Here is a 12,355-nt window from a genome sequence, read left to right on the forward strand (position 1 = left end):
TTCAGTTCAGTTCTGCAGCGCAAGCAGTTCGCGAATATCCTGCTCCGATAAAGCAGACAAGGCGGTATGCCCGGGTTCGATCACCTCGTCGATCAGCCCTTTTTTCCGCTGCTGCAATGCATACATTTTTTCCTCGACTGTATCTTTGGCGATCAGCCGGACGATTTGCACCCGTTTTTGCTGGCCGATCCGATGAGCGCGATCCTCCGCTTGCTGCTCGACGGCAGGATTCCACCACAAATCGTAGAGGATAACCGTGTCCGCGCCGGTCAAATTAAGACCTGTCCCCCCGGCCTTCAATGAAATGAGAAATAAATCCCGTTCCCCATTATTAAAGCGGTGGCAGAGCTTGACTCGCTCAGGAGATGGAGTTTGCCCGTCTAAATAAAAGAACGGATATCCGCGCTGCCCCAATTCTCTTCTGATTATGTTTAACATCTCTGTAAATTGCGAGAAAAGCAGCACGCGCCGCCCGCTGCCCCGGCATTCCTCGAGCAGCTCCATCAATTGCTCGAATTTGGCTGAACTTCCTTTGTAACCGTCAACGAAAAGCGCAGGATGGCAGCAGAGCTGTCTGAGGCGGGTAAGACCGGCCAAAATTTTGAGCCGGTTTTGCTGGTAGTCGTCGTCATCGAGATGCTTCAACGTTTCCTGCCGCAGCTTAGCAAGATAAGCAATGTACAGCTTTTTTTGCTCTGGCAGCAGCGGCATCGTCTGCGTCGATTCGATTTTTTCCGGCAGCTCCTTCAGTACATCGCGTTTTAGCCGGCGCAGCAGGAAGGGGCGTATCTGCTTGGCAATCGTCTCGCGCGACAACTCGCCAAATTCCCGCCTTCCAGGGAAAAGCCCCGGAAATACGGCGTCATAGATAGACCATAGCTCAGTCAGGGCATTTTCGATGGGCGTTCCGGTTAGCGCAAAGCGGTATTTTGCTTGCAGCAGCTTGACTGCCTTCGCTGTTTGGGTCATATCGTTTTTAAACATCTGCGCCTCATCCAGCAGAAGCGTATGAAAAGACATATTCATGCATGATTTGATGTCCTTTCGCAGCAGCGGATAAGACGTAATGATAATATCGGCGCTTGCCGCGGCGAGCCAGCTGCGGGTTCGTTCCGCTTTACTGCCATCTATAACAACTGCATGCAGCCCCGGCGCGAATTTTTGCAATTCTTCCCGCCAGTTGTAGATTAGGGAGGAAGGCGCGACGATTAGAGCCGGCTGCCTGGCTTCGCGTATTTCTTCCTGCATAGCGGCAAGAAAAGCGATGCTTTGCACCGTTTTGCCGAGCCCCATGTCATCGGCCAAAATACCTCCAAAATGGTAGTGTGCTAATGTGCGCAGCCATTGGTAGCCGTATTTTTGATAATCGCGCAAAACGCTGTCGAATGGAGCGGGCAGCGGAAAGTCCAGATTGTCCGGATTATGCAGGTCATGCAGCAGGCGGCGCAAGTTTCTGCTTAGCTGCGCAGTTTGTCCGTACTGCTGGCCGGGATTAAGCGCCAGCGCGTGCCGGATCGGCAGCCGCATCGTCGCGCCGGCAACATCTAGAGCACGAATGCCGATATCGTTCAGCAGGCGGATGATATGCTGCAGCTCGTCTCCTTCCAGCGGGAGCAAGGCGCCGCTCGGCAGCCGGTAATATCTGCGTTTGACCTCAATCGCTTGCAGCAGGCGGCGAATTTCGGCTTCGCTAATTTCCTCCATGTTGAAGCGCAGCTCAAGCCAATCCGTCCGCTCATCGACTTCTACCTTGATGCTGATTGGCGGCGGCCCCACGTAGAGCCGTTCCTTGACTGCCGTTGTTGCATAGACAGTCAGCAGCTTTTCGAGCTGGGGAATAATCGTGTGCAAAAATTCAAATTCTGCCGCTTCGTCATGCAAAAAGTAGCCGCTCTCCGTCTTGGTGAAAGGGAGCTGCTCCATCAGACGGATTATCGTATTTTCCCCTTCATCGTCGCGTATTAAAATACGCCCTTCGCCGTGCTTGGGCGAATCGCCGCTCTCCAGCGGATTTATGACGATTGCCCCATAATGAAACTCGAGGGCGGCAAGCAGCCGCTCTTTAACCCGGTCAAGGAAAAGCTTGGCTTTGAGCGGGGCCTGAACGATCTTTGCCGATACAGCTTTGGAAATCTCTACGCGGCCAAGCTTGAGCAGGCCCGGAACGACCTTTTCGATAAAAGCGCCGATCATCTGCCCGCTTATGAGCAGGCGGTCTCGCTCTCCAGCGGCGAGCATGCGCTTCAATTCATAGAGCCGCTTGCATTGCTCGGCAGGCAATTGCTGCAATTGTCCGTTGCTTATTACTGTATTATAAGCTTCCATGACGGTTATTTGCTCCATGCCGGATACTGCGAGCATATAGCGGCTCGAATCAGGGACCGAGACCGAATCCGCATGATCAAATTCGAAGCGCAAAGGCAAAGGTTCGGTTGACAGACGTAATCCATCGTAGACAGCATGTTCTTCCTCAAGACGGATAGACGGCGCTTTCAACAGCAGCGGCAGCAGCTCGGGCCATGCAGCGGGGGAGATGGGCAGCTGCCGTTCCGTCAGTCCCCAATTGGCGTACCGGGACTGAGCGTCCTGCGAGTAGAGCCGATCCTGCTGCAGCAGCTCGCAAAGCTTGGCCAAAATCGCATCGTCATCTGGATGGAAGCAGTGAAGCTCCGGCTCATACGTGAAGCTCTTGGCAAAATAACAGGATTCGCGCCGCTGGAGCCGCCGCAAAAAGCCGCTTGCATCGGAAACGGAATAGAGCCGCTTCAGACCGATCTTCAACTCCAGCGCGAACATTTGCTCGCGGTAGTTTTGCAGAACAGGCTTGCAGACCCAGGCTACGGTCAGCATGGCGCGCTGTTCGAAAAAAGTGCCGGCCGCGCTTGGCAGCATACGCTGCGGACTAAAAAGCTTAACAATATCGTTTAACAGCGCATCGTCGCCTGTGTTAGTCTTTTCTGCCTGTTCGGCCGCAGGCAAGCTGTCGTTTTGCAGCATTTCCCGCAAGGAAAACAGCGCGGCAGCTACATGCTTGCAATGCTTGTCGAATGCGAGCAGCAGGGAGCAGGGACAGCTAGCGCTGACCGAATCGCTGTTCAAAGCAATATGAATATGGTTGCGGCCAGTATCATCGAAAACATCAAACGTATAGTCATTCGTCACTTGACTGCCGTGAATCAAGGCTGTTTTTCCGGTTCGATAAAGGTTTTTCCCTTTATTGTAGGCAAGCTGGCCGCAGCTCTCTTTAATAAATGAATCTGTCAGCAAAAAAGTCATGAGCTAAAATTCCTTCCCTCGCAATCTGCGACTCAGGGTGGTGCTAGTTCATCTTGTTCATTATGATACCATGACGAGACAGGTTAGAAAACGCCTTGACACTATTCTAATTTGAATATACTATAGTTATTATTCTAATTTGAATAGGGAGTGGTGAGCTTGTTTGTTCAGCAAAAGGAAAAGTCTACAGCCATTAAACCGACCATTGTCGGGCTTATGCTGGCTTTGCTGCTGGTTTCGCTCGATCAGACGATCTTGGCGACGGCCGTGCCGACCATTGTCTCGAAATTGGGCGGACTGGAGCAATATGTATGGGTATTTTCAGCATATTTGATCGCTTCGGCAGCCGGGATGCCGATGTTCGGCAAACTGTCCGATATGTACGGGCGCAAGCTGTTCTTTTTGCTTGGCCTGGCATTGTTTATTATTGGCTCCGCGCTTTGCGGGACGGCAGGGACGATGACGGAGCTGATTATTTACCGGGCTGTGCAGGGGGTTGGGGGCGGAGCCTTGATGCCGGTTATTTTTGTAATTATTTTTGACCTGTTTCCCAAGGAGAAAAGAGGCAAGGTACAGGGGCTGTTTGGCGCTGTTTTCGGCTTATCCAGTGTGTTCGGGCCGCTGGCTGGCGCCTTTTTTACCGATCATCTGCATTGGCGCTGGATCTTTTACATTAATTTGCCTCTTGGGCTGATTGCATTTTGGCTCGTGCTGCGCTGCTATCATGAGAAAATTGAACGCGCCAAACGAGCGGTGGATTGGCTGGGCACCATAACATTGCTGGCTGCGGTGCTGGCCGTCATGTTTGCGCTGGAGCTCGGCGGGCAGGAATATTCCTGGCAATCACCGCTTGTGCTGTCGCTGTTTGCGGGAGCCGCTTTGCTGCTGATCCTTTTTGTTATAATCGAACATTATAATCGCGATCCGATCGTGCCGCTGCCGCTTTTCAAAAATCGTTTGTTTACAGCAAGTCTCGGGATCGGATTTTTTTACGGGGCGGCTTTAATGACGGGAGCATCCTTGATCCCGATGTTTATACAAGGGGTAATTGGCGGAACGGCTACCAATGCGGGACTGGTGCTGACGCCGATGATGATCGCTGTCGTTGTCAGCAGCTTCCTTGGCGGCACTTTGGCAAGACGTTTCTCATACCGCGCCATTATGCTTGTGTCGGCAGCTTTTTTAGTCTCATCCGCGGTATTGTTGAGCATACTGAACGTCGACAGCGGCCGGGGATTAATCACGCTTTGCATGATTCTTCTCGGTTTGGCGATAGGGGCCTCTTTTCCGATTTCCTCCATCGCCGCACAGCATAACATTGGCTACCAGCAACGGGGAGTCGTCAATTCCCTCGTCCGTTTTTCTCAAACTTTGGGTAATACATTAGGAATCGCGGTGTTCGGCAGCTTGCAGGCAACAAGAATGGCGCAATATTTTGCAGAAGCCCATCTTCCTGCCGGCTTCAAGCCGCAAGACATTTTGCAGCTGGCAGGAAGGGAACAGCTGCCGCCCGATTTGCTGCAGCAATTGGCGAAAGCGATGTCTTCATCGCTTACAGATGTGTTTCTGTGGATGATACCGCTGAGCGTGCTGGCAATTTTGTTTGTTATTTTGCTTGGAAATGCTAAAATGATGACAAGCAACGTGCAGCAAAATGAAGAGGTGAACCGCCATGTCTATCAAGCTGGCCATACTGGGGCTCCTGATGGAAGGGGATAGCTATCCATACGAAATTGTGCGGGAAATGAAGGACCGGCAAATGCATAAATACGTAAAAATCCAGTATGGCACATTTTATTATGCGATCGATCAATTGAAAAAGGACGGCTACATTGCCTCTGTCGAAGTAATTAGCAGCGGGAGCAGGCCCGACAAGACCATCTATCGAATTACGGATGCGGGAAAAGAGCTGTTTCATCGACTGCTGCTAGAGCAGATGGAGGGAGAGCCGCACCTCAATCATCCGATGTTTATTGCGCTCATTTTCGCATCCTATGGTGATCAGGCCAAAATTGCGGAGATTTTGGCGCAGAAAATGCCGCAATGGGAAGCAGAGGCCGAGCAGATGCTGAGGCTTTACGAGGAGCATGTCGGTCAAGTGTCCCGCGCGGTCCTGCATACTTTGTGGGTAGGCTACGAGCATCTGCTTACTGAGCTGAACTGGCGGCGGCGGCTGCTCGCGGACGCGCTGGCCGGCAGGCTCAACGAACGGGGAGAGGGACTGAAGCTCAAGCCTTATGAGGAGGCTGACAGCCCGATTTGACTTTTCGGGCGAAAATGCATTAAAATGGATCCATGCTTAATTTTCGGATATGCACAATATTCGAGAAGCGGGGGAACCAGTTCAATTGGGGCGAATCATTCATGGAAGTGAATGTAGGGTACCATCTACCCGAGTCCGTCAGCTAACCTCGTCAGCAATGGATGGGTCTAATCAATACTGGTGCGAGACTGCCTTCATGACAGTAGAGACCCTTGTACAAGGGTCTTTTTTGTTCTTTATTGACCACAAAGGATGTATATCGTTCCAAAATTTAGGGATGGAGCATTCTTATTGGCAATAAAGCGGTCTCATGTTTTCGAAGCGGGTTTGTTTGGCAAACCTGCATGCCGCTCATCCTCGAAGAACTTCGATCGAAGTTTTTCTCACCCCTGCTGACTTTGACGGGCATCCGATGCAAGAGCTGGGCCTCCATCGTTTCAACCAATCTGAGTACAAGGAGAGGGTACGATGCAGAAGGCCAAATATTTGACGAACATTAACCAGGTGACCATGCTGCCGGAGAGCGAGCGTGAAAGGCTTAAGCCGATCACTGATAAATTCGTGTTCCGAGTCAATGATTACTACTTGGGATTGATCGACTGGGACGATCCGCATGATCCGATTAGAAAGCTAGTCATTCCGAATGAAGGCGAGCTGAAGGAATACGGGCGATGGGACGCGTCAGATGAAGAGACCAACTATGTTGTGCCGGGCTGCCAGCATAAGTACCGGACAACCGCTCTGCTCATCGTCTCCGAGGTTTGCGGCGCCTACTGCCGCTACTGCTTCCGCAAACGTTTGTTCCGCAATGATGTGAAGGAAGCGATGTCCGATGTAACGCAAGGTTTGGAATATATATCCAAACACCCGGAAATTAATAATGTGCTGTTAACAGGGGGCGACAGTCTCATACTTGGGACGGCCAAGCTCACCGCCATTATCCAGCGTCTCCGCGAAATTGATCATGTCCAAATTATCCGTCTAGGCTCCAAAATTCCTGTCTTTAACCCAATGCGCATCTACAATGACGATGCATTGCTCGAAATGATCCGAACCTACTCCAATGAAGAAAAGCGCATCTATGTCATGGCCCATATTAATCATCCGCGTGAAATTACCCCAGAAGCAAAAAGAGGCTTTAAAGCGCTGCATGACGCAGGCGCTATTGTCGTCAACCAGACGCCTGTGCTGAAAGGCATTAATGATGATCCCGCTGTGCTTGGCGAACTGCTGGACCGCCTGTCGTGGGCCGGTGTTACTCCCTATTATTTCTTTATTAACCGGCCGGTTGCCGGCAACAGAGACTTTGTGCTCCCGTTGAAAGAAGTGTATCGCATCGTAGAGAAGGCCAAAGCAAGAACCTCCGGCTTGGGCAAGCGTGTAAGGCTATCGATGAGTCATACATCAGGCAAAATCGAGGTGCTGGCGATCGAGGACGGAAAAGCCTATTTAAAGTACCATCAGTCGCGTGACGACAACTACGGAAAATTTATGGTGCTGGATTGTCCGGATGATGCGGAATGGTTCGATGATTTGCCGGGCAATGAACAATACTGGGAGCGGCCAAAGGTGAAAATGCAGACGGCTCCGTAATAACCGGGCGATAGCCTGAAGGCGATCCGAACGCCGGATTCGGCGCTCGGTCGGCTCGCGGCTTTACAAGCCGCAGCTTCAATCGGCAATTTCCCGTTCTTTACGGTAATTGCTGGGGCTTACGCCAACGGCTTTGCGAAAGACATGACAAAAATAATTTTGATCGTCATAGCCAACCATCTGAGCAACGATATTGATTTTGCATGAAGTCGTTGCAAGCAGCTCTTTGGCACGCTTCATCCGCACTGAGGTGATGTAATCGCTAAAGCTGCTGCCAGTCGTTTGCTTGAAACGCTTGGAAAAATAATTCGGGTGTATATAGTAAGTGTCAGCAACCCATTGCAAATTAAGATCGGCAGCATAGTGATCGTCAACATACTCCCGGACAGATTTAATGATGGCGTCTGATGACCGGTCGCCAAAACGGTCTGTCGTCAAATCGGCCAGCTTCTGCAGCTGATTCAGCAAAATCGCCTGCAGCCCGGTCCAGTCGGCGGCCTCCTCCAAATCGGTCAGCGGCGCTATCAAAAAGGCAGCCGGCAGCCGTACTCCGCGCTCCCGGCTGTACGACCGCAGCAGATGAATGACCTCGGTGTAAAAATATTCGATATGCTCGTAGCAGCAGGCCGGCGATAGCGCCGTCTTCATCAGCTGGATAACTGTATCTGCGAAGTCGGCTGCTTTCCCTTCCTCAAGCATGGCAACAAGTGTTTGTTTGGCCGGCTCGTGCAAGGCGGTGAATGGAGCGGGCTGGTGCCCGCCCGTAATCTCGCTTCTACCGAATAGTTTGCCGTCACCGGCTAGCAGGCGGTTTTTCAATCTTTTACCCGCTTCTGCGTAGGATTGCGCCAAGTGATAAGGGGATTCCTTCATGCCGCCGATCCCGATAGAGAGATTGATTTTTAGCCGTGCCTTTACCCATTCCAGCAATCGCTCCAGTTGATCGCTAATTTCCTGCAGCATTGCACTGTGCTCACATCCGATCAGCACCACGACTTCCTCGCGTTTATAAATATGATTAAATACGACAACATCAGCAGCCGGCTCGCGGCCGCAGTCGGCGAGCAGCCCGTTTTGAATGACATTATGGACTGAAAACCTGGCCAAGGCCAGCTCCTTCTCATCGTTCATTGTTGTGGCGATTTTGGCCGTTGCAGTGCAGTAGAGCGGCCAGCCAAGCAGCTCCGCCGGAACTTGCGCGAGCTTGAGCTGAGGCTCAAGCAAAAAGCGGGTATGGCGATGATCATCCGGCCGCAGATCGCAAAGCGGGTAGAGCTTGCCTATTTCCTCCAAATAGGCATAATAGCTGGCTGACTCGCGCTCTGCACGCAGCTCGGCGCACACTTCCGTCAACAAATCATTCAGCTTATCAGGGTCAACCGGCTTAAGCAAATAGTCTTTTACATGATGCTGCAGCGCCTCTCTTACATATTCAAACTCGTCATATCCGCTTATTATAATGAACTTCAGGGCAGGATAGCGGCTGCGCGCCTCGCCAATAAACTGCAATCCTGTCATGCCGGGCATGCGCACATCGGTAAGCACAATATCCGGCTGATATTCGGTGAGCAAACGCAAAGCCTCGAATCCGTCGGAAGCCTCACAAGAAAGGGTGAGCTGCAGGGCTTCCCAATCGATCTTGCTAATAATACCTTGACGCATTAGCGGCTCGTCTTCAATGATCATCAGCTTCATGGCGATCGCCTCCCGTTATTAACTTCGGAATGGTAAATTGGATGCAGGTTCCGCACCGCGGCTCGCTCATTATGGTTACTTGCGGCTTGCACCCGGCATAAATTTCGATTCGCTTAAATACATTCATTAGACCGATCATTGGTCTTGCTCCCGCCCGTTCAGCATAGTCGGACCCGCCTGCCAAACGCTGCTGCAGCTGATCGCGTATTTCCGCCTCCATACCGGCGCCGTTATCTGTAATGTCGAACTTCAGCTGCCGGCCGTTGTCATGGCTACAAATCGCTAGGCTCAGCTCTTTGGGGCCGATCTTTTGCTCCAGACCATGGATGATTGCATTCTCGACAAGCGGCTGCAATAGAAACTTGGGGACGGTCAGTTGCTTGAGCCGCTCCTCGACTTCAATCGTATATTGAAACTGACTGGCAAAGCGCAGCCGGTAGATCGATAAATATTGCTCAAGATGGGTCACTTCCTCCTGAATAGTGGCGGTACTCCCGCCATTCAAGTTATAGCGCAGCATGCCTCCTAGTGCACGGCATATGTAGCCGATGCGCGGCTCCCCGTTAATGGAGGCCATACTGTCAATCGTACCGAGCGTATTGTATAGAAAATGCGGATTGATTTGCGATTGCAGCGCTTTCAATTCGGCTTCTTTTTTAAGCAGCTCCGTTTCATAAACTTTAGTAATCAGCGCGCGAATTTCTGTCGTCATTTTGTTGAAGCTGTACTGGATGGTAGAAAACTCATCTTTCCCTTTCACTTGGATCACAGCGTGGAAATCGCCCATTTCGACCTGCTTCATTTTTTTGTTTAGCAGCTTGAGCGGGCGGGTTACGCTTGCCGCAATCGCCGAACCGATCAGCATGGCTATAAAGAAGCTCAGCAGCGCGATCAGCAGCACCGTCTGCCCGTAGCTGTTTACTTTGTCGGAAATCCGCTGCAGCGGGGCGCGGCCGAAGATGAGCCAGTCCGCATTGGCCAGCTGACGATAGAAGCCGATATACTGCTCGTTATTTTCCGCGAAGGAAAAATGGTTAGGGTGCCGCCCCAGCGACTGCAAATACTCGTGAAATAAAGGCTGATCGGCGATGGAGCTGCCGATTAGCTCGCTATTTTCAGCAAAAATAATGCTGCCCGCTTTATCTGTGATATAGTAAGTGCTGCCTTCCTCGTCATGCAGACCTTTCAGCGCATTGGTGAGAACCGCCGGGTTGACATCAATCTTCAGCAGGCCGACGGGGTGCTGCGCGCTTGCCGTTATCCGCCGCAGCTGCTGCACATAGCTGATCGTACTGACAGGAGAAAGCGAGCTTCTCGTTGTCGTCAGCGAGACCGCCCACAATGGCGTGCCCTCAAGCTTGTGCGCCAGCTCGCCGACGCGCTGCAGCTCTTGTTTCATTAAAGCTCTCAGCTCGGGCTTCTGATAGTAGACGCTGGAAAACTGCTCGCCATTTAAGCGGGCGATCGTCACGGAAGAAATGAGCGGGTTTTGAATCCGCTGCCCTTCAAGCTTGTTGTTGTAATATTGCTGATCCTCAAAGGTTGGAGGCGTATCCAAAAACTTTTGCAAAGAAATATCGGAAAAATAACCGAGCCCGATCATGCTGACCGTTTTCAGGTGAAGGTCGAGCGTATCGGCGGTCTGCTCAATAAGGCGGTTCAGACCTTGCAGCGTGGATGCCTGCAGCTCGTCGCTCATCATTCGATAATAAGAGAAACCCATAATGACAGAGGCGAGACTGATGACAATGAAGAAAGAGAGGATCATTTTATTACGAAAACGCATTATGCAGCCCTCCCGAATTTTATTGCCAGCAACAGCTGTTTCTTCTCAAAATATAAGAAAGATTAGTTATGGTATAATGTACCACGTTTTTGCGATCAGAAGAATACGCTGGGGATAGAGGTTAAAATTTTGCTAAACACAAGTTACAATTTTACATAGAAAGCGTTGTCAATGGCGGATATACTGACGATGTAACAATACAAGGGCGACCAAAACAAGGGCCGTTCGATGAATGAGGAGGGATTCGAAATTGTTGCATAATGTTGCTCGCAAAAAAATGATATGTTCCGCTGCTTTGACGATGGCCATGCTGCTGTCCGCATGTTCAAGCGGGGGAGGAACTACCGGCTCCACGCCTGCTTCGCAGGAAGGAAACACGCCGGTTAATCAAGCGCCTCCTGCTGGCGGCTCGAATCAGGAGAACGGCAAGCTGGTTGAGTTAACCATCTGGGATGCCCCGCAGCCGGATGATCCGATTAAGGCGCTGCGCGAGCAGTTTTTTCAAGAGTTTGATGCGGCCAACCCGAACATTAAAGTCACTCATGAGCAAATGCCGCAAGGGACGAACGACCGTGAAGTATTTGTGACCGCGATGGCGGGCGGCAACGGCCCGGATGCCTATCATGCGGCGCATTTTCCGATTATCGGCGACTGGGTCGGGCAAGGACTGGCACTGGATATTACCGACTTTTGGAATGCATATGCCGATAAGGATCAATTTATTGCTTCTTCCTTGCAGGCAGCCACAATTGACGGCAGGCTGTATGGCCTGCCAAACGATATGTATGTGACCGGTCTGCTCTGGAACAAAAAACTTTTTGAAAAGGCGGGGCTGGACCCGAATAAGCCGCCGGCCAACTGGGATGAGATGGTGACGATGGGCAAACAGCTGACCGACCAGACCAACAAACAATATGCCTTGACGCTGCTCGGTATGGAGTGGGCGGATTGGTGGTTTGAATATTATGTATGGCAGGCCGGAGGCGATCTGACGGAGGTTGACGATAACGGCAAAGTGACGCTTACTTTTACGAATGATGCGACCGTGAAGGCGCTGCAGTATTACAAAGATTTGAAGTGGACGCATAAAATCGTGCAAAGCAATGTGCTGCAAAGCTATCAGGATAATATGAACGATCTGTATCAAGGACGGGCGGCGATGACGAATGGCTCCTCCAGCAGCTTTGGCGGCTATGCCGCGAACGGTCTGGATTTGAATCATCTCGGCTTTGCCCCGTATCCGGTCGGCCCTTCGGGCAAAGGCCCGTCACAAATCGGCGGCGCATACTGGATTATTAATCCGAAAACATCGAAAGAGAGACAGGAAGCTGCATGGAAGTACATTACCTTTATGATGTCCAAGGATGTGCAGGAGCGGCTTTATCAATTTCAGTCCGATAACGGCATTTTCCCGAATTTGCTGTCTGTGCGGAAGGATATTGATCCAAGTCAATATACGGAGAATGTGCCGGCCGATCTTGTTGCCGGCGTGAAGAAGGCGGCAGGGGACGCCCGTTTGGAATACTTTTTGAAAGAACGGCTGACGCCGTATGTGGTGAAGGCGGTGCAGCAAGCGCTGACCGATGAGAAATCGGATGTAAAGGATTTACTGGAAAAAGCGCAGGCTGCAGCGCAAAAAGAGGTCGTCGATGCGTATAATGCCGCATTAAAGTAGGAATATGCCGCATGCAAGGGAGCCGAGTCTCCAAGAAGCCGCTTCCCTTGCATGCTGCTCGAAAGGA

General features: G+C 51.4%; 7 protein-coding genes and 1 riboswitch. Of the genes, 4 read left to right on the plus strand and 3 right to left on the minus strand.

The genetic code is table 11. The features are described 5' to 3' along the window. Window positions 1–6 precede the first annotated feature (6 nt). A complete protein-coding gene (locus ACFQ0N_RS01925) occupies window positions 7–3,276 on the minus strand; it encodes an SNF2 helicase associated domain-containing protein (RefSeq protein ID WP_379322653.1) in 3,270 nt (1,089 codons plus the stop codon). A gap of 216 nt (window positions 3,277–3,492) precedes the next feature. Between ACFQ0N_RS01925 and ACFQ0N_RS01930 the strand changes: the two genes are divergently transcribed. From ACFQ0N_RS01930 to ACFQ0N_RS01940, 3 genes are all read left to right on the plus strand, one after another. Continuing rightward, complete coding sequence (locus ACFQ0N_RS01930) at window positions 3,493–4,995, plus strand: MDR family MFS transporter (protein WP_483874978.1); 1,503 nt, start codon at window positions 3,493–3,495, stop codon at window positions 4,993–4,995. Further along, on the plus strand, window positions 4,949–5,539 hold the full coding sequence (locus tag ACFQ0N_RS01935; RefSeq protein ID WP_379322655.1) for a PadR family transcriptional regulator: 591 nt from the start codon (window positions 4,949–4,951) through the stop codon (window positions 5,537–5,539). The genes ACFQ0N_RS01930 and ACFQ0N_RS01935 overlap by 47 nt, the downstream gene beginning before the upstream one ends. Before the next feature lie 23 nt (window positions 5,540–5,562). Beyond that, a riboswitch (cyclic di-AMP (ydaO/yuaA leader) is annotated at window positions 5,563–5,711 on the plus strand. Window positions 5,712–6,007: 296 nt separating this feature from the next. Next, window positions 6,008–7,132, plus strand: coding sequence for a KamA family radical SAM protein (locus ACFQ0N_RS01940; protein WP_379322656.1), 1,125 nt, complete (start codon window positions 6,008–6,010; stop codon window positions 7,130–7,132). A gap of 78 nt (window positions 7,133–7,210) precedes the next feature. On the opposite strand, the gene ACFQ0N_RS01945 is transcribed toward ACFQ0N_RS01940, so the two are convergent. Both ACFQ0N_RS01945 and ACFQ0N_RS01950 read right to left on the minus strand, forming a co-directional pair. After that, entirely contained in the window at window positions 7,211–8,827 is a 1,617-nt protein-coding gene (locus ACFQ0N_RS01945; protein WP_379322657.1) for a response regulator, read from the minus strand. After that, a complete protein-coding gene (locus tag ACFQ0N_RS01950) occupies window positions 8,808–10,613 on the minus strand; it encodes a cache domain-containing sensor histidine kinase (RefSeq protein ID WP_379322658.1) in 1,806 nt (601 codons plus the stop codon). Before ACFQ0N_RS01950 ends, ACFQ0N_RS01945 begins: the two co-directional genes overlap by 20 nt. 250 nt (window positions 10,614–10,863) lie before the next feature. Here ACFQ0N_RS01950 and ACFQ0N_RS01955 point away from each other — a divergent pair, with 250 nt between their 5' ends. Continuing rightward, window positions 10,864–12,288 (plus strand): sugar ABC transporter substrate-binding protein, encoded by a 1,425-nt coding sequence (locus tag ACFQ0N_RS01955; RefSeq protein WP_379322659.1) that lies wholly within the window; start codon window positions 10,864–10,866, stop codon window positions 12,286–12,288. Window positions 12,289–12,355 lie beyond the last annotated feature (67 nt).

Source organism: Paenibacillus sp. GCM10027626, from assembly GCF_042676285.1.
Taxonomy (GTDB): Bacteria; Bacillota; Bacilli; order Paenibacillales; family Paenibacillaceae; genus Paenibacillus_Z.